The organism is Filomicrobium sp. (genome assembly GCF_025698805.1).
GTDB classification, from domain to species: Bacteria; Pseudomonadota; Alphaproteobacteria; order Rhizobiales; family Hyphomicrobiaceae; genus Filomicrobium; species Filomicrobium insigne.
In genome coordinates, this window is the sequence record NZ_JAILWT010000005.1 from 61,821 (window position 1) to 84,684 (window position 22,864).

The window sequence follows — 22,864 nt, forward strand, 5'->3', positions numbered from 1 at the left end:
CGAGGCTTATACGATGCGCAAACTCCTGACCCTCGGCTTGTCCAGTCTTGCGACTGGTCCCGCATTCGCTGCGGAACTCGCCGTCACGATTGAAGTGCCGCAGCTCAAGGTTGCCGAATATCATCGTCCCTATGTCGCATCCTGGATTGAGACCAGCGATGGCGGGCTCGTTGCGAATTTGGGTGTCTGGTACGACACCGCGCAGCGAGACAATGGCGGGAACAAGTGGCTCAAAGACATGCGGCTTTGGTGGCGTCGCGCGGGTCGCGCCCTCGAAATGCCTGTCGATGGCCTGAGTAGTCCGACGCGTCCTCCTGGAAAACACGACGTCGACCTTACGTTCGCTGAACCTAAAATCGCGGGACTGGCCGATGGTCAGTATGCGCTGGTCGTGGAGGCCGCGCGAGAAGTGGGCGGACGCGAGGTCGTGCGCATTCCCTTCCAATGGCCTCCGCAGGCTGAAGAAAGCAAGACGGTGAGCGGAGCCGAAGAACTCGGCGCGATCACTCTGCGCGTCCAGCCCAAATAAACCGAGGAGCGATTCAAATGAAGTTTCCGGGCAAGCTACTTGTCGTATCTCTTTGCCTGTTGCTGCCGACGGCGGCTCAGGCGCATCGGTCCTGGCTGTTCCCGTCTTCGACGGTTTTTTCCAAAGCGGGCAGCTGGGTTTCGATTGACGCGGCGCGGTCGAATGATCTGTTCTACTTCGATCACTTTCCCATGCTCTTGAGCAATGTTGATGCGCAGCCTGAAGAGCTCGCCAAGATGCGTCGGCGTAATCGTGGTGCTGCACCGGCCATAGAAATTTCCGCTCCTGACGGTGGAAAGCTCGATCCGAAGTTCGGCCATGTCGGGCGTTTCCGTACGACTTTTGATGTTCCCCTGGAAAAGAGCGGCACCTACAAGATGTCGGTTTTCGAAACGGGAATGTTTGCGCGCTACAAGCTCAACGGCGAAGAGAAGCGGTGGCGCGGGACGGAAGAAACTTTCGAAAAAGAGATTCCGAAAGACGCAGAAGAATTACGGGTTACCGATCGGTCTAGCCGGGTCGAGACCTTTGTCACGGTCGGGAACCCGACAAAGGACGTTCTCAAACCTACCGGTGCCGGTCTGGAGTTGGAGCCGGTAACGCACCCTAATGATCTTTACGCAAAAGAGACCGCGACGTTTAAGTTTCTTCTAGACGGAAAGCCTGCAGCGGGAATTAAGGTTTCGGTCATCCGTGGCGGTATTCGCTATCGGGACGCGCTCGGCGAGATTGAAGCGACGACTGGTGACGATGGAACCGTCAAGGTGACGTGGCCGGAGCCGGGAATGTACTTCATCTCCGCATCCGCCCGTCGCGAAGCGTCTGAGCCCAAGGGCCGGCAAATGAGCGCCGGTTATGCGGCGACTTTGGAAGTCTTGCCGCAGTGAGCGGTTCGTCTGAGGGCCTGGAAGCAGCGCCGGATCCGTCCGGCGCTCTTTCGCCTGTGCCGATTACGGCAGACGAGCGGATCGTACTGATTCCACCCCATGTCCCATCTGGACCGGCTCGGGTGCGGAGCGGCGGCGCCGTCCACGAAGTCGCTGGCGAGACCATGGGAACCACATGGTCGATGCGTGCCGTCGTGAACAATGCCGTTGTGTTGGAGCAGGTGCGTGGGCGGGTGGAGCGTGTGTTCGCGCGTATCATCGCGCAAATGAGCACGTGGGACTCGCAATCCGATATTAGCCGTTTCAACGACGGGCCAGCCGGAAGCTGTCACGCGCTCGAGACGGAATTTTTCCACGTGCTCAATGCAGCGCTGCGGCTCGCGCGAGAGACATGTGGCGCTTATGATCCGACCTCAGGCGCGCTTGTGGATCTTTGGGGATTTGGAGCGAAGCCCTGGAATGGGGAGGAGCCGTCCGCCGCAGATGTGCAGAGCGTATTGCAGTCTTCAGGTTGGCAGCGGTTGTTATTCGATCCGGAGGGATTGTCCATTACGCAACCGGGTGGTTTGCGGTTGGATCTGTCGTCCATCGCCAAAGGCTATGCGGTTGATGCGGTTGCCGCGTTGCTTAAGGCCAACGGCGTTCGCAGCTTCCTGGTCGAGGTTGGTGGAGAGCTTTGCGGTGAGGGTGTAAAGCCCGACGGATTACCCTGGTGGGTCTCTCTGTCCCCGCAGGGTCTGGCAGGTGAAGCTGAGAGCATGCTTTTCGCCGATCCGGTTGTGGCTTTACACGGTTTCTCCGTGGCCACGTCCGGGACCGGCATTCGCAACCGTGATGTCGGTGGGGAGCGTGTCAGCCATCTTATTGATCCGCGCACCGGCTATCCCGTTGCCAACGAGATCGTGTCCATCACAGTTTTTCATAAGTCCTGCATGCTTGCGGACGCTGAGGCGACGGCGATCTGTATTCTCGGTGCGGATGAGGGTGCGGCCTATGCGTGTCGCAAGAAGCTGGCTGCCGTCTTCACTATCGATAAAGGCGATGGCCTGGAGCTTCGTTTAACTCCTTACGCCAAGGCCATGCTCGACTGAAGAGTGCGAATGCTTGGGAGCGGCAACGTTGCACGCCTTGAAACTTGACAAAAATAGTCATGTTGTAGCTTTTCCTAACTCTTACGATCTCTTGTCGCTGTTCCGGGAAGCTTAAAAATGCTCGTTCGTATTCCTCAAGTCCTCACTCCTGAAGAGGTGGCACGCGCTCGCCAAGCTCTCGAAGCAGCGGCTTGGGTTGATGGCAAAGTGACGGCCGGCGAACAGGCGGCCAAAGCCAAAACGAATTTGCAGATCCCAGAAGATTCGCAAACAGCGCGTGAACTTGGAGAACTGATCCTGCGGGCGTTGGGGCGAAATCCTACGTTCAACTCCGCGGCGTTGCCGTATCGCGTCCTACAGCCGATGTTCAATCGGTATGATATCGGTATGAAATTCGATCCGCACGTTGATGGCGCTGTGCGCACCGTGCCCGGTGTGGGCATCCGTATGCGTGCGGATGTCTCGTCGACCCTCTTTCTAACAGCTCCGGAAGACTACGACGGTGGGGAACTCGTTATCGAGGACACCTACGGAAGTCATAAGGTGAAGCTGCCGGCGGGGGACATGGTCGTCTACCCTTCGACCAGTCTCCACTATGTAACCGAGATTACCCGCGGCAGCCGTTGGTCCTCATTCTTCTGGACCCAATCGATGGTGCGCGATGACGGCAAGCGCACCGAGATGTTTGAACTCGACAAAGCCATCATGGAACTGCGTCAGCAATTGCCGGATGACAATCGTGCCGTCGTGGCGTTGACGAGCCATTACCATAATCTGTTGCGTCGTTGGGGCGAGCTGTGACCAGAAACTTATTGTTGCGCTGGTGCGCCGGGTTGGTCTGAGGTCCTCCAAGTGTGTCGGAAAACTGCAGTCATCTGATGAATTAAGGTAAAGACTTACCATCATTGGAAGATACGCTTGGCACAGGGGGTATCTTGCTGGTTTCCTGACACAATTGTTCGGTCAACGGATTGGTCCCATAGTCTTTGGGCCGCCTGTCGAGAACAGGATGCGTGTCATGTTCGAATCCAGGAACTTGAGAGGACGTCTCACCGCGACCCTAACTGCGGGTTTGACTTTGGTCTGTGCGGTGATTCCGGCTCAGGCTCAGACCAGCGGTGAGGATCCCAAGGATATCATAGCGAGCCAGATTCGTCGGCAAGGCTTCGCTTGCGATAAGCCGAAGAGCGCAACGCGAGATCAGAAACTATCGAGTGCCAACGAAACCGTATGGGTTCTGCAATGTGAGCAGGACGCCTACCGGGTTCGCCTTGTCCCGAATATGGGCGCAAAGGTGGAGCGCTTAGACACAGAAACGCAGTAAAGCGTTGTCCTGCACGTTCGGCCCAAGCACAGCCCGCCGTCTCGTAGGAGGTGATATTTTCTTCGCCACCGAGCCAGGAAGTGGCGCGCCGGACAGAATGAAACTGGGCACCGCTATGTCATTGTAGGCGCTTTGTAATTTCTGATGCAACACAATGCCCGGTGAAGTGCCGATACGCCCCAAGCCCGCCTTATGGATGGCCCCAACAGCGGATCGAAACCGCATGAGGGAAACGCGCGAAGACCTTGCTGGGAAAAGAGTATTGCTACGGGGTGTTTGTGATCGGCAGGTCAACTCTAGGCTTCAGAGGTTCAAGCTGATTGGCATAGCGCCGCACGATCTGGTCGTAGAGGTCGGGAATGCGTTTGGCACGCACAGTCACCACAAGGGCGTAAGCAAGCTTGTCTTCGGGTCTGAAATCACGTCCTTCGAGGCGTGCGTTGTAGTGGATGTCGAAGACTGGGTTGACGAGGCTGCTGCCCAGAAAACGCAGAGAGGAATGAAGGCAGTTTTCCCACTTCCAAGCGTCATGACGGAGCTCTGCCTCGGAGAGCCCACCTTTGCCTTTGCCAAAGAATGATTGAGTGTCCGCGTGAACCTGTTCCGGCTTCTTCCGCTTGTTTTCGTTTGGTCGAAAAACCGGCTCAAGGCCGGCGCGGGTGTAGTTGCCGGGATGGTGCGGGTCCGTAGAAGTCGCATAGCATAGCGTAGCGGTCACCCGCACCTTGCCACTCAAGCTGCCGCCAGGAACCGGAATGGGCGCCCGGACATATCTCGCCGGTGTGATCTCGCCCTGATAGACGACTCGGATTGTATCGTCGTCGGTTAGAACGATGTCCTGAAGCTGTTTTGCAAGGCGGCCGCGGCCGACCTGATCTATGGAATGTTCCGAGGATTCGGCACAATGGGTTAGCAACGCCCGGATCGCCAAAGGCTCGAGATCACTGCCGAAATGCGATCTTACCCCTGCTCCCATCCGCAATGCGCTCGGCGCAGAGAATGAGGTTCCCCCAATTGCATCGAGCTGTGGCGTGTCTGAGTTTGCAATCACGATGAAAGGACGGTTGATCGCTCCGCCGAAGGCGACCAGATCCGGCTTGATCAGACCGGGGCTGCGGCCAGGCCCAACAGAACTGTAGGGTGCGCGCTTCCAGTCCGCATCAGGGGAATCGCATGCCCCCACGGCCACAGCATTGACGCAATCCGATGGGACCTGAATACGATTAAAGCCGAGCGAGGCGTCCCCTTCTCCGTCATTTCCAACAGCGACAGTAGCAAGCGTGTGGCCATTGGATAAACGATCGTCGAGCACAGCGGTCCATGCATGCACCTCGTCATCTTCGATCGGCAAACGCGGTCCCAGACTCAAATTCACGAACTCGTAATGACGAGAACTCAAGACGTCATCGATCCGGTGCAGCACATCATAGAGCTCATGCGAATTCTGGCCGGGTGCGGTGTCCAGAACGCGATAATGATCTGCAGGCGCAAATGGGACAGGAATTGGAGTTGAAGGGTCGATCGAGCCGAATAGATAGGCAGATGTTACTGCAACACCATGATCGAGAAGCTCGGAACTGCTGTCTCCGACGTCGAGTGCGTCGATCGGTGTGACCCAACGGGTCAAGGGATGGTCTTCCGGCAATCCGCCATCGAATATCGCGGCGCGAACCGTGGGATCTATCGGATCAGCGTCAGGCAGCGTGACGCTTTGACTGGGCATAACCGCCGACCTGATCGTAGGCCGCAACATCCGCAGCTCAGGCATCTGTCGCAATGCGCGGACCGGGGTAAATATAGCGATATCTTTCGACTTTTCGGCGGGCGCCTTGATCTCGACGAAGCAAAGACCGCCTGCATAGAACCTGTTTCCGAGATCCGTTTTGATCCCATAGCCGTCAAGGTAATCGCGGAAGGTCGGCAAGAGCTGCGCTTCGCCGATCAACTCGTCAGTATGCAAGACCACCTCGAAGACCACTTCGCCACCCTTGGGGATCGGGCCCTTGAGCTTGTCCTCAACGTCGGCGGCATCGATTGTTTCGATGGTTCGAATATCTACAGCGCCGCGCGTATTCTCTGTCCAGCGGTTGATGCTTTGCGCCCAATGCCGAAAGTCGTCCCGTCGACCCATGACAAAATATTCGGTCGTTATTGTCTCCTCCGGTAGCCGGTTTTTGGACTTCTTCTCGGGTGTAATTCGCTTTGGTCGGGAGCCCACCGGTTGCAGGTTCGTCAGCCGGAACAACTCTTTCGGGAAGTATGATTTTGCGATGTATTCGGGGTTGAGTATGAGCGACACGACGGCCTGGTCATTGGGGCAGGCATCATCTGGAAGGTTATCGAGTTTTCTGGATACATTGCCAAGCATCGGAGAGAGCCTGGCTTGTGCCTCGACGAAAGAGTACGGGTGCTCTTTATTGGGCGGACCTGATGTTCCCGAGATATCGGTCACTAGGCGTTCGGCTTTGCCAAGAAGGAAGTTCGGTCCGGGCATCACGCCACCTTCCGCTTGTTACGCGTCCGTGGCTTGGACTTGACGGTAGCCTGCATGCGGCTACGCACGGTGTCTCTCGCAACGCCTGTCAGCTCGCAAGCGCGGCGTTGTGAGAGGATATCATTGGCAATCAGTTGTTCAGCTAACGCGATCCGGTCGGCCTTGGACATCCGCTCGACATCGATCAGGCGGCCAAGAAAGTCTTCCAAAGGATCGCTTGAGAGAGCCGCGTGTCGACGCGCATTCGCGATAGCGCGTTCCATATCGCTGTAGGATGATCCGTCCAACGAAATGGCAAGCAGCTTGCTCCACTCGGCAGCGCGGGGCTCGATCTCGCTTATTAGCGAGAACAGATATGCAGATCTGGCGTCGGCGTGAGGTAGTGGGAAGCTTACGATACTTTCGAACCTGCGCCAGATTGCGGGGTCGAGAAGATCGGAGTGGTTGGTGGCGGCAAGTAGCAGTCCAGTTGAAGGCCAGTCGTCGATCTGCTGGATAAGCACGGTGACGAGACGCTTGAGCTCTCCGATTTCGCTGTGATCGTCCCGTCGCTTGGCGATCGCATCAAGCTCGTCAAGAAGAAGAACGCAGTCAAGGGACTTGGCATAGTCGAGGACTTGCCGGAGGTTGGTGCCGGTGCGGCCTAGATAGCTGCTCATAACGGCAGCCAGATCGAGGATGAGCAACGGCTTGCCAAGTTCGCGTGCAATCCATCGTGCGGCTAGAGTTTTTCCGACGCCAGGCGGCCCTACAAACAAAGCTGTGCGCGTTGGCTCCAGTCCGGCGCGCGATAACAGTTCGGGCTTGCGGCGCTCCTTGACCAGTTGATCCAAAGTCTGCTGCACATCGGCGGTGTAGACCGGTTCCGCGTCGAGCATGGGGTTGTCTTCTATGCGCAGGAGATGAATCCGCGTATCTCCATCCACGGGAAGCGGAACATCCGACTGGCGGCGGAGCGGGGAGGCCCGTGTTGGCGATTCCTGCAACAGCGCCATCAATTGGTCTGCAAGCCGCGGATCCGAGACGCGGTGCTTTTTCGCCAGGCGCCGCAGCAGCAGTTGAACATCCTGCTGACGACCGGTCAGCGCAATTCTAGCGAGTGTTATAAGGTCGGAGGTGCGTGGGGAGTCATTCATGTTATCAGTCTTCCTTCTGAAACGTGAATAACACGGATGGACGAAAATTTCAACGATCATGCAATTTTCGTCCATCTTGCTGTTAATTGACGGATTTCAATATGATTTTTTATGGCAGCTGCGAAGTCATCAAAGGCATTCGATGCCAAGGACACGAATCACCCTGTGGGGGCTAGCACCTGCGAACACATCATGCCGGCCTGCAGAAGCGGAGTGAGGCGCTAACCTCGCGCAGCCCTCTTGCATTTACAGTGCGGATCGCATGTTGCGCCGTCTCCTCTCCGCGTCGCTACCGCGTTGGTGATTATTGGTATTGGACATCGCCGTAACCGTCTTGATCCTATTGTCGGCCCTGGAAACAGGGCTCGACTTCGGATGCGGTCATTAACGGAAAAACAGACGCGGTTCGTCGAAGAGTTCTTGCGGGATTTGAACGCTACGCAAGCGGCAATCCGTGCAGGATATTCAGCGAAGACGGCAAATCAGATCGGTCCGAAACTTCTCGATAGCTTACACGTGCGAGCAGCAATCGATGCTGCAAAAGCCCTCCGCAGCGAGCGCACGAAGATCGATGCCGACTGGGTTTTGCAGCGCCTCGTGGCTGAGGCCGAAGCGGATGTTGCCGACTTATACGACGATGAGGGTGATCTGCGGCCGGTAGAGGAATGGCCTCACATCTGGCGTCAGGGGTTGGTGCAGGGCATCGACGTTCACGTTGTTGAAGTCGAAGGCGAGCCAGTCGCGACAGTCAAAAAACTCCGCCTCTCGGATCGGGTACGTCGCTTAGAGATGATCGGTAAGCACGTGGCCGTGAACGCGTTCCAAGAGGTCGTGCAGCACAAGAGCCTTGAAGGACTTGCCGTTCGCTTGGATCGCGCCCGCAAGCGGGCAGGTCACATCCAACACCTTCCTGACGCAGGCGTCCCATCTGACATGGAGGAGGAGTGACAGTGGCTGTTGGGCCCGAAATTCCCTGCCCATGCTGCCAGCAGAGGGTGGCCGCGCCATCGCTTGAAATGTTCATCGATCGCTACGGCATCCCGCCCCGCGAGGTGGCGGTTCTCGAAGCTGTCTGGCGCGGCCGTGGATACCCAGTTCCCAGCGAGAGAATATTCGGCGTCATGTACCGCGACGATCCGGGCGGCGGACCATCGCCGAGCGCGATGTATAGCGCGTTGAAGGTGTCGCTTTGCCGTCTACGGAAGCGGATGATTGGATCCGATGTGAGCAGGTTTGTGGTGCGCGCAATCATGCGCAACGGGCAACAATGCATCACGTTGCCCCGGCGCGCACCAAGGCGGCGGTCTTCGGATCATAGACAAAGCCGGTAATGCTCCCGTCCCTGATCATTTCCACCGCCTCATCGATAACGAACAGCGGCACGAGGAACCATTCGCGCGGGATCACTGGATTGCCGAAGCGATCCTTTATCTCGATGTCGAGCCGGGTGGGCTCGAAAATGCGATGGATCAGGTTCTCGAGCCGGCTTCGGTTGATATTGAACAGCTCATAGGTCGCGACGACATCGACATCGGCCATGAGAAAGGTTGGCTGAAGCCGCGCACCGGCAATACGCTGCTCGACGCTCATGTTGGTGACGCCGATCTTGTGAACGAGATCACGGTTGGCGGAAACTATCGGATGATTTGACTTGCTTCGCAGCACATAGATAGTGCCGCTCGCCTGATCGCCGTCTTCGCTTTCCCCCGCGAACAGCGGGCCCGCGACCGGATCGGTGATCCGTCGACCTGCCTCATCCTTATTGAGCGCCCGCTGAAGCGAGCGCATGAGCATGTTGCTTTCAGTGCCGTTTTCAAAGATCACGCGAAGTCGCGCATCGGTGCGGCCCTGCGCGTTCGTGAATACCTCGCCAGCCTCGGCTACGTAGGCCTTCTGTCCTCCGACGATAAACCAAGTGCCCGATCTGATTTCCGCCTTCAGCTCAAAGGGTCGGCTCTGGCGGATGCCATTTTCGATCTCCGCCTGAACCTGGAGAAACAGCGGCTTGAAGTTGTCGAAGTCTTCGCATTTCTCGCGATTGGCGATCTCCTCGGCCGCGCGCTTGTCGGCGGCGTTGCGGACGTGGCGAAGCTCTGTAATGTCGGATGAGCCCGCCGCGCCCTCCAGTTCGGCGAGAAGCTCGTCATCGTCCATCGTCTCCGCCGGTGCAGCGGAGCTATCCCCCGCTCCTGCCAAGAGCACCTGGTGGTCGAACGGCGCGAGAAGCGTGCGACACTCCTCAAGCGCGCACAGACGGTCGAGGCGTACGGCATAGAGCCGCTCGAAGATGTCGCGATCCTCGCCATGCTGTGGCATGCGCCCCTGCTGTTCGACAAATCTTTGAATTTCCTCGAAGCCGGCGATGATGCGCTCTTCGCGCGCCGAGCGCCCGCCCTTTTTCTCCGGCTGTGCGAAGTCGTCGAGTTCGGAGCGCAGTTCGTCGAGATCGGGCTCACTCATAACGGCCCTCATCCTTGAAGCGAACGAACGCTGCAGCACCTTCTGCCATGCGACGTTCCCAAGCATCCTGCGAGTTGATGGCCGGCAATCGCCCGCGTTCCTTCTTGAACTTGACGGCACGCAGAGCAAGCTCTTTCGCTTCCTCTGGAGAGAGATTCGTGCGCTTGGCAGCGATCACTGCTGCGACCTGCTTCAGACTGTCTTCGCTCATCGTCTTGGCAAGGATGCTATAGGCTTCACCGAACGGATTGATGCGGTCGATGAGGTCGATGTCCAGCTCTCGCACGTCCATCGCAAACCTGCGTACGCCATCGATCAGGGCGGTGTTGGCCCTCTGCTGTTCGTCTCCTTCTTCGACATCAAGCGCAATCTGCTTCGCCTGTTGCGTCAGATTGAGCGCCGCGATCGCATGCTGGCGCACCGCCTCCTGATCCTCCGCGTCAAGCTCGGGATATTTGTCCTTGATGATCTTGCCCATTCGGACCTGGGTCAACTCCTCGGGTACCAGCTCCTCGTCAAACAAGCCGCGCTCGATTGTCGTCTTGTCCTGAACGAAGGCGGCGATCACTTCGTTTAGATCTTCCTGACAAATTCGAGTGGCTTCTTTGCTCTTTGGCTCGGCTAGACCCTTGATCTCGATCTGGAACCTTCCGGTTCCCTCGTTGAAGCCGACATTGCATTCGTTTGGGTCGTAGCCTCCTTCCCCATAATCGAACCCATCCGCGGGACCGCTCGTGGGGTGCTTCGGCTTGAATTCAAAGCGTGGCGCAAGAACCTGCTCCATCAACAAGCTCGCCGCGATCGCCTTGAGCGTATCGTTGACGGCCTCGGTGACGGCTTCCTCGGAGGCATCCGGTTCTGCAATCAGGTTAGTAAAGCGTGCGCGAGTTTTGCCAGGAGCATCGCGCGTGGCGCGGCCGATGATCTGCACGATCTCGGTAAGACTCGAACGGTAGCCGACCGTCAGTGCGTGCTCGCACCAGATCCAGTCAAATCCCTCCTTGGCCATGCCAAGAGCAATGATGATGTCGACATGACCGCGGTTGTTCTTCTGAGTCGGGTTCTTCAGGGCAGCGGATACGCGGTCGCGCTTGTTCGGGTCGTCGTCGACCAGATCAGCGATGCGAAGAATGCGGTCATCCCGCGTTTTGACCAACTGGAAGCCGGTGACAGGGTCGCTACCCTGCCATTCCCCGAGGGCCCCGATGATGTGGTCGACTTCCTTGATCTTATCCTTCGTGCTTTCCCGCGAGTTAACGCTTGGAATGTGGATGATTGTTTTTTCTGCGGGGTCGAGCACCTTCAGAATGTCGTCGACATAGGAGCCCGAGTAAAAGAAATAGCCGATGTCTAGGTGCTTCAGATGCTCGTAGCCGTTTAGCTGCTCGTAATAGGTATAGGTGACGACATCAAACTTCGCCTCGTCCTGCGGCGCCAGCACCGCTTCGGCATCGCCCCGGAAGTAGGAGCCAGTCATGGCTACGATATGCACCTTGTCGCGGGCGATGAACTGGCCCAGGTGCGTTCCGAGTTTGTTGTCTGGATTGGCCGAGACGTGATGGAATTCGTCGACGGCAATCAGTCGGTCATCGAAGGCCTCGACGCCGAATTGGTCGACGGCGAAACGGAAGGTGGCGTGGGTACACACCAGCACCTTGTCGTCGCTGTCGAGAAACGCGGCAACCGACTTCACTTTGCCGCCGTTGTCTGAGCCAGGTGCGTTGCACAGGTTCCATTTCGGCAGCACATGCCAGTCGGCCCAGAACCCGAATTTTGTCAGCGGCTCGTCGTTGAAGCTCGCGCCGATAGACTTTTCCGGCACAACGATGATGGCCTGCTTGAGCCCCTGATTGTGCAGTTTGTCGAGCGCAATGAACATCAGTGCTCGGCTCTTGCCCGACGCTGGCGGCGACTTAATCAGGAGGTACTGCTCGCCGCGCTTTTCGTAAGCGCGCTCCTGCATGGAGCGCATGCCCAACTCGTTCGACTTGGTCGAGCTGCCGTTGCGGGCATAGGAAACCGAAACGGAGGGGATGGCCTTGTTCTGGTCGGTCATGCAGTCGGCTCCATACCGTTGCAGAGAGCTCTCATGTCGGCCTCGACAAGTGCGGCACGAGCATTCAAAAATGCCTCGTAATCGTCTGCAATGACTTCTTCGTAGGGGATTAGATGCGTCGCCAGACGCCAGCGCACTACGTCTGCTCCCAGATTTGCCGCTTGGGCGCGCTTTGCAATATAGATGCTAGGTGCCGAGCCACTTTTGTTGCGATTGGTCGCAGAGGTGATCAGAGCGCAATTGAGTGCCCTATTCACCAGTGGGTCGTCGCGTCCTACCTTCAGGAAGCCACAGGCATAGAGGTGATCGAGTTCACGGGCGGCAATATTGCTTTTGTTGATCGGCGCACCATCGGCAAAATCGAGTGCTTTCCGGCGAAGTGACGTCGCAAGAATAGCCCGTGGTAGACGGTCCTTGCGACCCGGCCAACCCGCAGCCTTGATTTCCTCGATGTCAGGTAGCCGAAACACGGTCTCATTGAAAAGTTCGCAAGCCGGCGAATCGTCACCCTTTATGAGGCCATGCAGCGTTCGAAAATCAGAATAGGCGCGCGTCGCAGAGGTCTTGCCATAGCGATTGGTGAAGCAGGCACGCCAGAGGACCTTGCGGATCAGGCTGCGAGCATTGCCCTCTTGGTCGAGTCGCAGGCTGGCGGCAGCGGCCCAGAGGGCACAGGTTAGATAAACCGCCACCTCGCTAGGCAATGATTTCTCGTCGAACAAAGCTTCATCGCTGAGGAATTGAAGTCCACGTTCAAGACCGACAGCCACTTGCGGCCAGATCCTCATCAGGTCGGTGCCAAATTCCTCTCCCAGATAGGTCTTTTTCAGAGGGGGTTTGTCGAGCAGAAGGGCTGCAACCGAGAGAAGAATGCCTTCAATGCGGCCATAGTCCTTGGCTGCCGGTATCGAACGCAACAGCTCCGCGATCTTATCGTGGAGCGATTCACCGGCAGCTTCTTCGACCTGCGCCACGACTATGTCGAAATCCTTGAGCGGCGACGCAGAGGTATTCATATTGATGAAGACCTCCAGTGCTGTCTCACGCGAGGTCGCCACTGGCAGCGACAGGAACGGTAATACATAGCCCTGCACACGCTTCCGTAGTTCACTGGCCAAATCGCCAATATCGTCCGTGTAAGCCTTTGCTTCGCGCAGGCGGTCACGCCATGCCTTAAACGCAGTCTCCCCCGCTCCACCTGGGCGCAGGATGGCAAGCGGGGCCAACCCGCGCTTGATGCAGGCCACGTCATCGTCTGCCCAAACAGGCTGCATAACGCCCTTGCGATCCCACCGTTTGACGATCTCAACCAGAGGGCGCTCGACTTCTTCGGACTCCGTTGCGTCGTCGTCCTCCGCCCCGTCCCGTTCCTTTAGTAGGCGAACAAAAACCCGGATGTCGTCGTAATTGTCCGTCAGCGAGCGCCACAGGGCGGTCATCCGCTGCTGGCCATCGAGCAAATGCATGCTCGGCCTGACGTTCGAGGCCGGCGCACCAACAATAGGTCGCGAACGAAACAGTTCTTTGTCGCCAACTTCCAAAATGAGAAGGACGCCGACCGGCAGGGGCGGAGTACGCATTATGTTTTCGAACAGACCGGCGATCTGCGCGGGACGCCATGCCTCGTGTCGCTGGAAGCGGGGCAGGTTGATCTGCCCTTGTTCGATCATCGAGAACCATGCCTCGATTGTTTTGCTACGCGCTTCCATTGTCCCCCTCTTCCCCCAATTGGATCTGCTGCTGCGAGCGGATCCGGTCTGTGCCCGTTGTGCCTGCCGAAAAGTCAGTTCTCTTCGCGGACCTTCGTCTTTGTCACGACCTTATTGGTCCCACCCTTCTCCGCCGTCGTCTTAGTGTACAGCTCGAACAACTTCTCTAGCCGCTCGGTGTCATTCTTGAAGCGGCGGCCGATGTAGATTCGCTCCAGCGCTTCGTCGTTGCGCTCATGCGCCTCGCGCAGGTCTGCGGGCATATTGTCGGGATCGTAGAGGTCGGCGATGGTCGCCGGGAAATGCGCCTCCCGCGCCAGCAGGATATCTTCGGCGCAGCGGGTTAGGTCGGACTTGTTTTTCTCGGTCAGCGTAGGGACGGGAAAGGTGTTCCAGCCAAGTGTATTGGAAAATCTAAAGTCCGTTTTGATTTTTCCGCATATTGTCCCAATCCATATCAGCGAGAGGCGTGAGACAAAAACCGAAATATTCCAAAGCGGTGGATCATAAAAGGAGAAGGCACCATTGCTTACGATGGAGCCACGGGGTAAAGCAGCAACCGGATAAAATTCTCTCGTTGCTGATGAATGCATAGGGACTTGAAATACGATTTCTGTTCCCGTCTGACGTACTTGCTGAAACGCAAAAGGATTATTCTGCCCCGCCTTTGTCAGCGCTTTGGTACTCTTCGCTCGCATCTCCGAGACAATTGCGAAACGCTCTCGAAACGCTTTAATGTTTTTTATCTCTTCATACTCTTCGCGCGTCGCCCAAATGCAATAACGGCCAACCCCATGGGTTGCATCATGGGCGCCAAAGTATGGGCGAATAACTCTTGCGTATTCGGGAGTCGCAGATTTTAGTTCTTCGGCAATATCACGGTCAAAAACAAGCCCTCCACCGTCGACAGGTTTACTCCCGTTAACGACAGGGCTCATGCCGTTCTGGGGTTTCATTTGGTTTTTAACATATACATCCATAAATGGAATAAGGTACGCATTGATATTTTCCACTTCGCGAACCAGACCGTTAGCCCCTTGGAATAATCGCACCTTAGTTGGATTGCGCTGAATTCCAACAATACAGACGGACACGCCCGCGTTCTTGCTTGCTAAGTTGGACCACCTGAAAGATGTCATAGCAAACGAAATGCGGACTCTGTCCGATATGCAACTTGGCCAGAATCGGTAGACTTGTTCGCCTTGGCAAATCGAATTCGTGGTAACGAAAGCAGCTGCGGCATTGCAATGATCGAGGTAGTCTCTGGCCTTCTGAAAAAAACCTAATATATAGTCGAAAGATTTCCATGTGGATTGTCTTTTTGCAAAGACGAAACGCATGTCGTCTTTCTGTAATTTGTCCTGTTCAGTTCCACCCCTATACGGCGGGTTCCCGCAGATGTAAGTCTCCCCACCCTCATTCTCGAAGTCGATCTGCGCCTGATCGAGCGGAGTCTGCAGCAAGTCATCGGCGTGCAGCTTTACGCCGGTTCCAGACGGCGGGCAGATGCTCAACCAATCGAGTCGAAGCGCATTTCCGCAAGTGACCCAGTTCTGCGCATTGAGAGGCAGGAACTCAGCCATCGCCAGCTTTTGGCCGCGATAGAGGACGTCGCATTGATACTCGGCGATGATGAGGGCCAAGCGCGCAATCTCCGCAGGGAAGTGACGCAGCTCGATGCCGCGAAAGTTAGTTAGAGGGATGTCAGTGCGCCGTCCCACTTCACCCCGCCGTCGGTTGATGTCGGCCTCGATTGCACGCATTTCTTTGTAGGCAATGACGAGGAAGTTGCCAGAGCCGCAAGCCGGATCGAACACCCTGATGCGTGCCATGCGATTGCGCAGGTTGAGAAGCTTTCGTTGGTTGTCGCCGGCTTCTTCCAGCTTCTCGCGCAGATCATCGAGAAACAGTGGATCCAAGACCTTCAGGATATTCGGTACGCTGGTGTAGTGCATGCCCAGCGCGCCACGCTCCTCGTCCTCGGCCACCGCCTGGATCATCGATCCGAAGATATCCGGGTTTATCTTCTTCCAATCAAGGCCGCCGATATGGAGGAGGTAGGAGCGCGCGATCCGGTTGAAGCGCGGCACGTCCATGTTGCCGGAAAAAAGCCCACCGTTCACATAGGGGAAGGCGTCGGCCCAGCGCGGCAGTTTCGCGCTCGTGCGATCTTCGATCTTCGTGTTCATGGCCCGAAACAACGCGCCGATAACCTCATGGGTGTTGGACGAGTCCCGTGCGCTCATCTGTTCGATCGTGGCCGTGAACAGACCCGTACCGTTAAAGATATCAGTGTCCTCCGCGAAGAAACAGAAGATCAGCCGTGCCATGAAATGGTTCATGTCCGGGCGGCGCTCGGCCGTGCCCCATTCGGGATTGTCCTTTAGCAGCTCGACATAGAGCCGGTTCAGGCGACTGGTGGCGCGGATGTCGAAGGAACTGTCACGGACCTGCTTGACCGTCGTGATGCCGGCAAGCGGGAGGAAGAAGCCGAAGTGATCCGGGAAGTCGACATAGGCGCATGCAACCGTCTCGCCGGTCGCCAGATCCTCAGCCTCAAAGGTCTTCCCATCGGTCGCTAGAACGAATTTCGCCTTGGCCCTGGCAGTCGCCGGGCTGGCCTTCAGCGCGACCAGGGTTTTTGTCACCTCGCCGGGAGCGGCGACAGCGATGTGGATGTTGTTGGTCTGAAGGACACCGCCCAGATCTGACTTGTTCGACTCGCCCTTGCGCAGGCGTTTAATCGTCGTTTCCTTGTTGCCGAAAGCTTCAAGGAACTGGAATGGGAAGTTCTCCGCATCGAACGGCTCCTCCGCCAGCTTGGAGATCGCCTCTTCGATTTCAACAGCGTTCATAGATCGGTCGCGCCCCAGCCCCGCAACATGATTCCCGACGTTCGCCTATAGCACGCGTAGGAACGGACGGTAACAGTAGTGGCGGGGCGGAGCGGGCAAAAGGCCCGCCATCTGCTGCTGTTGGTCAGAAACGAGGATAACGCCGAGGTCGCTTCTTGAGTCTTTGCTGTAGCGCAAAAGCTGCATACTCAGCGCTCTGTCGACGCCGAATGTCTGCTTCGATGGCGGATATTAGTTTGTTGCCATCAAAGACTGGGTCACCCCTCTGAGAAGCAGAGACGAAGTGCGTTTTGTTGATGGCGACGATGACAGCGCGCGCCATGGCCCGTCGCGGCAGAAGGCACCACACTACCGGCGACACAATTGGAAATGGGTCACCCGGCTCATTGTCATCGCCAAAGTCGAAGTAAACCGGAACAGCGCAACTCAGCCACTCCCTTGGCAAGCCTTCCTCGACAAAGGAAACGAGAAAAACCGCGTTGCCTATTTGCCGCGACGACTTCAGGGCGTCGAAGAACCGCTTCCTGTCGCGCTTGCGCCTCTTGCCATCCACCACCCAAACAATGTTGCGGTAGAACGCTTCACGCAAGTTACGCTCTTGGATATCCAAAAAGGAATGTTGAAATTCCATGACAAGCCCAAGCGGTGTCTTCACGTCGGCGATGTGCTTTTCGCCATCGTTTGAATGGTGAACTATCTCTTGCCAATCTTGCGGGAAGCGATTTTTCCAACCCAAATGCCATTCGGTTTCCGGTTCCCACCAAACATCACATGTGCGTTTGCCACGATGCGACCAGTGCCAAACTCGCAACGGTCCGCACTTGGCGATCACTGGTTCTTCGCATCGGGGACAGATACCCACTAGGCCGGGTCGCGCTTCTTCACGTTGGCCGTCAACCAAAGCATATCGCATGCTTGTCTCCACGTTCTGGCGCGCGCGCACAACGACGCGTCACGCGCAATAGCGTTGTCGTAGATGGGAGTTTTGATTGGGCCAGCTCGACCAGATCGTGTCCGGCGGCGGTTCTTAATTTTCTTCAGCGTTGCCCAGTTAGCTCTGGCGCTGGTTATTGAGGGCGGTGTTCTGGAGTCCGCCTTTTTACTCTCAAACGACTCGAATGCTACAGCGAGAGCTCGAGACCTTCAAGTTCGCTTCGCTATATATTGAGCGCGTAGATGTGCCGTTTAGTGCCGCCCAATTCCGCCGCATTCCAAGTCACGGTGTGGGAGTAAATGTGGGAGCAAATTTGCTCATCTATTGATTTTGCTTAATAAAACACAGGATAATGGCGCACCTCGAAGGAGAGAGTTCGAACACTCTCTTCGAGGTGCTGGATGAATGGGAGCGCCATCTCGCACAGCTAGACCCGGCTAAGGGTCTGAGGTGCGGCCATGACGATCCTTCGCCATGAGTTTCACCAACAGGCTGATAAACCGGCGAAATATCCTTCGCCCTTCTCGCTGCGGCTGACCTATGCCGAGAAGGCGCAGTTGCTGGCGGAAGCTGGCCGCAAGCCGCTCGGCGTCTATATCCGCGAGCGGCTGTTCGGCCAGGATGCGGCACCGCGCAAGCGCCAGGGCAACAGCCCGGTTAAGGATCATGAGGCGCTGGCGCGCGTCCTGGCGGCGCTCGGCCAGTCGCGCCTGTCCTCGAATCTGAACCAGCTCGCCAAGGCCGTGAATACGGGCTCGCTGCCCGTCACCCCTGAAACCGAAGCCGATCTCCAGCAAGCCTGCCGGGACATATCCGCCCTGCGGGCCGATCTGCTGCGCGCCCTCGGCAAGAATCCGGGGGATGGGCCATGATCCTGAAAGCCAAGGAACGCGGGGACGGCCCGCAGCTTGCCCGCTACCTGCTCGCCATGCGCGACAATGATCATGTCGAGCTGCATGACGTGCGCGGCTTTGCGAGCGACGATCTGCTCGGGGCCTTCCACGAGGCCGACGCCATCGCCAGCGGCACACGTTGCCGCAAGCATCTCTTCTCGATGAGCCTCAATCCGCCTGCGGACGAGAATGTCAGCATCGAAGCCTTCGAGCAGGCCATTTCACAAATTGAAGAAAAGCTCGGTCTGGCGAACCAGCCGCGCGCCATCGTCTTCCACGAAAAGGACGGGCGGCGGCATGCGCATGTTGTCTGGTCGCGCATCGATGCCGACCGCATGCGCGCGCTCAACATGGCGCACTACAAGGTCAAGCTGCGCGACGTGTCGCAGCAGCTCTACCGTGAACATGGCTGGGATATGCCGCGCGGTCTTGAGGATCGCAGCCTGCGCGATCCGCTGAACTTCACCCGCGCCGAATGGCAGCAGGCCCGCCGTGCGGGGCTCGATCCGAAGCAGCTCAAGGCGCTTTTCCAGAAATGCTGGAAGCAGTCGGATTCCGGCGCGGCCTTTGAAAATGCGCTCAAGGTACGCGGCTTCACGCTCGCACGCGGCGACCGGCGCGGCTTTGTTGCCGTCGATTATTGCGGCGAGATTTACAGCATCACCCGCCTGACAGGGGCGAAGACCAAGGAAGTCGCTGCCCGCCTTGGCGACCCCAAGAAACTCCCGTCTGCCGACGAAGCGCGCGCCGCAATGGCCGCGCAAATGACCGAACAGCTCCAGAGCTTCATCAAGGACGCTGAACGCGAAGCCGAACGCGGGCTCAAGGTTTTGCTCTTCCGCCGCAGCGAAATGACCGGGCGGCACCGTCATGAACGGCAAGCACTGAAAGAATCGCATGAAGAGCGCTGGCTCGCCGAGACGAAAGAGCGCGCTGCCCGCCTGCCGCGCGGCTTCTCCGGCATCTGGCACCGGATCACGGGCCGCTATGGCCGGATCAAAAAGCAGAACGAGCACGAAGCCTGGCAGGCCACGCTGCGCGACCGCGCCGAACGCGAAAGCCTGATTGTCCGCCAACTCGATGAGCGCCGCGCCCTGCAACAGGAAATACAGGGCCAGTGCGAACAGCAGCAGGCCGACCTGCTCCTCCTCCGCCAGGACATCACCCGCTACCACGACATGGCCGCGCCGGAACGCGAGCGCGAAGACAACAAATCAGAACGCGAGGGCCGCAGCCGTTCCGGCAGGCGCAGGAGAACGCGCAGCCCGCGCATGGAATGACGAAAGCTGAAAGGAGCCTGAGATGAAAAATCCGGACTGGACTACATATGTGCCACGCCGTGTCTATGACACCGCCCGGACACTGGAGACCGCTTGTGAAAGGGCCAACCTTTCCCCGATTGGCGAGGTCGAATGGCGCATGACGCACTGGCCAACAAAATCGGGGCGGGCCTTTTGGGGCGAGGTCTGGCGCTTCCTGATGGAGGAATATTGCATCGGCTCTGAGTACCGATACGAAATTGTCATCATCGACGATCCCGGCTTTGTGCGTGTGGTAACTGTCCTGCCGCAACAAATCCATTGATGTACGTCTAGGCTACAGCTCTGTGGCACCGGCCTCGCGCATCCGGCGCGGGGCGAAGCCTCGTCTCGCTCCCCACCACCCTTTGACAATCCTGCCGCGCGCGATGCTGCACGCCTCAATCCGTGAGGGCGTCTCGTTTTTGAATCTTCCTGTCCGTCTCAATCCGATCCCGAACCATCAGGCCTTCCCAGGCCGATGATGTGTGCCGGGGCCGAAAGGCCCTGAGTGGTTCGGGGTCTCCTTGAAGCGAAGGAGGATACGATGAAACTCGTCTCACGTTTTGAAGCGGCAGCACGCGGCACCGCCGAATTGCACGGTCTGCTCGGAGAGGCAAAACGCGCCTTCAACCGCGCCGCCTGCGGCTCGCAAGAGCGCCACGATGCGCTGGAGTCCATTCGCAACATTGAGCATGAGTTGGCGTCTCGCGCTCCACGGCTCTAAGCCGGTGCGGCTGGCTTGACGGCCAGCCGCATACTACCGTTCAGGCTTCAGAGTAGCTTCGTCATGCATATCGGTCGATAGGCACGCCCGGTGCATTTGCCTATCTATCTGTGGCGCTTAGCGGAATGTCCGCAGTTGGCAAAGACGCCCATGAACATTGATGAGTGCCTTTGTATGGCGCGTCGTCAACTCAGAAGACTGGAAAACAGGCTTTTCAGTTCTGCATCGCTAAAGCGATCCTCGGACCCATAGGACCTTGATGATAGGCTTGGCTGATGCGCGGAATAATCCCGCTGCTCGATTTCACCGATGCGTTCCGCAATTACCTTTTTTGCCTTTTCAGGACTGCGTCCTGTCAATGCTGCGAGCTGATCAACATGTTCCGATTGTTCGGATAAGCTATCTTCCGAGTCGAGGTGGCTGATTGCATCGGCAGTTTCCTCAAGTTCAAAGCGAACGGCCCGATCGATAGCAGCGTCAAGTTCCGTGATATCCATTGAAGCCATATGCTCGTTCACAGCTTCAATGATCGAAACCAATTCGTCCGTTGGAGGATAGCCACGGATAATTTGTAGCAAATGCTTTTCGATATGCAGCAACAGGCCTTCGTACAGCGGATGATCGCTCGGCACGAAATTATATACGCGCCAATGGAGTCCGGGCAGATCGCGTCCATCGGCCCAAGCCCGCAATTCCAACGCTCCAGATGTTAGGAGATCAAAGGCCCTCTGGAGAAACATATCTTGAGCAGTGGCTTCCCACCAATCGAGAAGCAAATACACCCTGTCTGTCATAGAGATGTCGTCTCGAGTCGTGTACCGAGTTCCATTTCGGACCTCGTGTTTCTCTGTGGGTGTAGCTTCAATTCTAGGCAAATACTCTACGAACGCATTGGCGAGCTGCCTTAAAATCTCCGGGCGCGCTTTAAACTGCGCCTTTACGTGGGACCAATAATTTTGCGCCCATTCGGCCCGCCGCACACCAGAAGGGAGAAGCGCAAGAAAATTATGCTCAGTCAAGTAGCTCTTCATGTAATCCGACAGCGACGGATTAACGAAGTCAACTTGCTTTCCGCTAATGACGATAAATCCGCTTTCGAGCGAACGCAAAGTTTCTTCAAAATCGTCCGGTGTTGCCGTGTGGCCGTAGTGTGAACAAACGGTATGGTGCATTGCAAGGAAATTGATGCGAAGTTCATCTATGTCCTGACCGAACGGCCCTCCGAAATACAACGCTACGAGCAGATTTTTTGCACTTATGCTTAAGGCGCGATGCGGCTTACTCCATATCAGGTCTGGGTCTTGCAGAGCACGATAAATATGTCCGGGATACTCGTCAGGCTCTACATCTCCGATTAGTTCGCTTGACACTGATGCGATCACGCGGGGATTATAATTCCTATGGTCAACGATTTTTTTTAGCCAATCGTCATGAAGAAGCGCATTAAAATGCATTTCGGTAAGTTCGGAGGCAGTCAGATGATTAAACAAAATGTACGATCTGATACGCCTGGTATATTTACCTACGTCCAGGAGATATTTCGACAACTGTAGTCTCCGGTCATCGACATGATCGGAAATACGGCGTGCCTCCTCAAAAATATGCGCGCGGGTCGTCAGTACAAACCGCGCATTCTTCGATCTGCGGATTCGCTTAACGAAAGTCGCCAATGCGGTGTCTCTTTGCAAAAGGGACTGTTTATCCAGCTCAATACGGCCTAGGAAGTCATCAAAAAAGAAGATAGTTGGGCGTGAATCCTCGACTTTCGCAAAACCTTCATCAAGGGAATTGATGGCATAGAACCTCCAGCCATTGTTGAGATATTGATAGGTTATCATTTTGGCTAAAGTGGTCTTGCCTACTCCCGGCGCACCGGAGATAATCAATACCTTCTCTTCTTCCAGTTTTTTTGCTGCTTCGGTCAGACTTGGATTGGTTACATAGACACGTAGCTCGTCTCGAATTTCGTCTTTGGTAGCCTGCGTAAAAGCCTCCAAACCGGAGTGCAGAACACGCTCTAAGACTGCGGTATTCGTTAGCCAAAGCTTGATGTGAGCCTTCACGATTTCTGGATTGCGTTTCAAAGCCGCTTCAATATCCTGACGCCCCCAAATATCATCTGGCGACAAAAGATATTCATCCAAGATGGATGCCAATTCCGTGGCTTTTGCCGGAGTCAGAGATTGAGAGGTAAAGAATAGATAGCGCTTAGGTTTAAGAGCGCAGACATTTTTGACTTCTGCTTTTAGGGCGGATTTAAGCTTGGAGAAAGTCGAGCCAGCATAATGCTTGCATTGTAGGATGATCGCACCGTCGCCAGCCGAATGCCGACCATCAATTCCGCCGTCCGGTCCAGGCCCAAATGCTGTGAAACGACACCCGTGTTCAGCGCCAGCCAGATCACGGCAAAGCTCTTCAAAATCGATAGACGATAGATTTTCGAGATTTAGCATATGGCCGCCGAACGTCGC

The 22,864-nt window shown here is 56.6% G+C and carries 18 protein-coding genes and 1 pseudogene; 10 read left to right on the forward strand and 9 right to left on the reverse strand.

Going from position 1 to position 22,864, the window contains the following annotated elements:
* The first annotated feature begins 13 nt into the window (after window positions 1-13).
* From K5845_RS13820 to K5845_RS13840, 5 genes are all read left to right on the forward strand, one after another.
* Window positions 14-529 (forward strand): DUF2271 domain-containing protein, encoded by a 516-nt coding sequence (locus K5845_RS13820; protein ID WP_046476986.1) that lies wholly within the window; start codon window positions 14-16, stop codon window positions 527-529.
* A gap of 17 nt (window positions 530-546) precedes the next feature.
* Window positions 547-1,416 (forward strand): DUF4198 domain-containing protein, encoded by an 870-nt coding sequence (locus K5845_RS13825; protein WP_090227186.1) that lies wholly within the window; start codon window positions 547-549, stop codon window positions 1,414-1,416.
* Complete coding sequence (locus K5845_RS13830) at window positions 1,413-2,507, forward strand: FAD:protein FMN transferase (RefSeq protein ID WP_287959249.1); 1,095 nt, start codon at window positions 1,413-1,415, stop codon at window positions 2,505-2,507. Before K5845_RS13825 ends, K5845_RS13830 begins: the two co-directional genes overlap by 4 nt.
* Window positions 2,508-2,624: 117 nt before the next feature.
* On the forward strand, window positions 2,625-3,308 hold the full coding sequence (locus K5845_RS13835; RefSeq protein WP_046476981.1) for a Fe2+-dependent dioxygenase: 684 nt from the start codon (window positions 2,625-2,627) through the stop codon (window positions 3,306-3,308).
* Between the two features lie 217 nt (window positions 3,309-3,525).
* Window positions 3,526-3,831 carry a hypothetical protein gene (locus K5845_RS13840; protein ID WP_244512366.1) on the forward strand — a complete coding sequence of 102 codons (306 nt, stop codon included), beginning with the start codon at window positions 3,526-3,528 and terminating at the stop codon, window positions 3,829-3,831.
* A 265-nt stretch (window positions 3,832-4,096) separates the two neighbouring features.
* Here K5845_RS13840 and K5845_RS13845 read toward each other — a convergent pair whose 3' ends face one another.
* Both K5845_RS13845 and K5845_RS13850 read right to left on the reverse strand, forming a co-directional pair.
* Window positions 4,097-6,325 carry a S8 family peptidase gene (locus K5845_RS13845; RefSeq protein WP_287959250.1) on the reverse strand — a complete coding sequence of 743 codons (2,229 nt, stop codon included), beginning with the start codon at window positions 6,323-6,325 and terminating at the stop codon, window positions 4,097-4,099.
* Entirely contained in the window at window positions 6,325-7,461 is a 1,137-nt protein-coding gene (locus K5845_RS13850) for an AAA family ATPase (RefSeq protein ID WP_287959251.1), read from the reverse strand. Before K5845_RS13850 ends, K5845_RS13845 begins: the two co-directional genes overlap by 1 nt.
* Before the next feature lie 375 nt (window positions 7,462-7,836).
* Here K5845_RS13850 and K5845_RS13855 point away from each other — a divergent pair, with 375 nt between their 5' ends.
* Window positions 7,837-8,409, forward strand: a complete 573-nt coding sequence (locus K5845_RS13855; protein ID WP_287959252.1) for a terminase small subunit — start codon at window positions 7,837-7,839, stop codon at window positions 8,407-8,409.
* 324 nt (window positions 8,410-8,733) lie between these two features.
* On the opposite strand, the gene K5845_RS13860 is transcribed toward K5845_RS13855, so the two are convergent.
* From K5845_RS13860 to K5845_RS21280, 6 genes and pseudogenes are all read right to left on the reverse strand, one after another.
* Entirely contained in the window at window positions 8,734-9,921 is a 1,188-nt protein-coding gene (locus K5845_RS13860) for a GIY-YIG nuclease family protein (RefSeq protein WP_287959253.1), read from the reverse strand.
* Entirely contained in the window at window positions 9,914-11,977 is a 2,064-nt protein-coding gene (locus K5845_RS13865) for a DEAD/DEAH box helicase (protein ID WP_287959254.1), read from the reverse strand. Before K5845_RS13865 ends, K5845_RS13860 begins: the two co-directional genes overlap by 8 nt.
* Complete coding sequence (locus K5845_RS13870; RefSeq protein WP_287959255.1) at window positions 11,974-13,686, reverse strand: DUF262 domain-containing protein; 1,713 nt, start codon at window positions 13,684-13,686, stop codon at window positions 11,974-11,976. Before K5845_RS13870 ends, K5845_RS13865 begins: the two co-directional genes overlap by 4 nt.
* A 74-nt stretch (window positions 13,687-13,760) precedes the next feature.
* Window positions 13,761-16,541 carry a class I SAM-dependent DNA methyltransferase gene (locus K5845_RS13875; RefSeq protein WP_287959256.1) on the reverse strand — a complete coding sequence of 927 codons (2,781 nt, stop codon included), beginning with the start codon at window positions 16,539-16,541 and terminating at the stop codon, window positions 13,761-13,763.
* Between the two features lie 124 nt (window positions 16,542-16,665).
* Window positions 16,666-17,277, reverse strand: coding sequence for a competence protein (locus K5845_RS13880; RefSeq protein WP_502814142.1), 612 nt, complete (start codon window positions 17,275-17,277; stop codon window positions 16,666-16,668).
* Window positions 17,278-17,316: 39 nt separating this feature from the next.
* Window positions 17,317-17,454 (reverse strand): annotated as a pseudogene (locus K5845_RS21280) (competence protein CoiA family protein); the annotation flags it as partial.
* Between the two features lie 479 nt (window positions 17,455-17,933).
* Here K5845_RS21280 and K5845_RS13885 point away from each other — a divergent pair.
* The 4 genes from K5845_RS13885 to K5845_RS13900 all read left to right on the forward strand — a co-directional run bounded on the left by K5845_RS13885 (window position 17,934) and on the right by K5845_RS13900 (window position 20,393).
* Window positions 17,934-18,347, forward strand: coding sequence for a hypothetical protein (locus tag K5845_RS13885; protein ID WP_287959258.1), 414 nt, complete (start codon window positions 17,934-17,936; stop codon window positions 18,345-18,347).
* Window positions 18,344-19,648: a relaxase/mobilization nuclease domain-containing protein gene (locus tag K5845_RS13890; protein WP_287959259.1), complete on the forward strand. Its 1,305-nt coding sequence runs from the start codon at window positions 18,344-18,346 to the stop codon at window positions 19,646-19,648. Before K5845_RS13885 ends, K5845_RS13890 begins: the two co-directional genes overlap by 4 nt.
* 22 nt (window positions 19,649-19,670) lie before the next feature.
* Window positions 19,671-19,952, forward strand: a complete 282-nt coding sequence (locus tag K5845_RS13895) for a hypothetical protein (protein ID WP_287959260.1) — start codon at window positions 19,671-19,673, stop codon at window positions 19,950-19,952.
* A 261-nt stretch (window positions 19,953-20,213) separates the two neighbouring features.
* On the forward strand, window positions 20,214-20,393 hold the full coding sequence (locus K5845_RS13900) for a hypothetical protein (protein WP_287959261.1): 180 nt from the start codon (window positions 20,214-20,216) through the stop codon (window positions 20,391-20,393).
* Window positions 20,394-20,578: 185 nt separating this feature from the next.
* Here K5845_RS13900 and K5845_RS13905 read toward each other — a convergent pair whose 3' ends face one another.
* Window positions 20,579-22,846 carry an ATP-binding protein gene (locus tag K5845_RS13905; RefSeq protein WP_287959262.1) on the reverse strand — a complete coding sequence of 756 codons (2,268 nt, stop codon included), beginning with the start codon at window positions 22,844-22,846 and terminating at the stop codon, window positions 20,579-20,581.
* Between the last annotated feature and the right edge of the window lie 18 nt (window positions 22,847-22,864).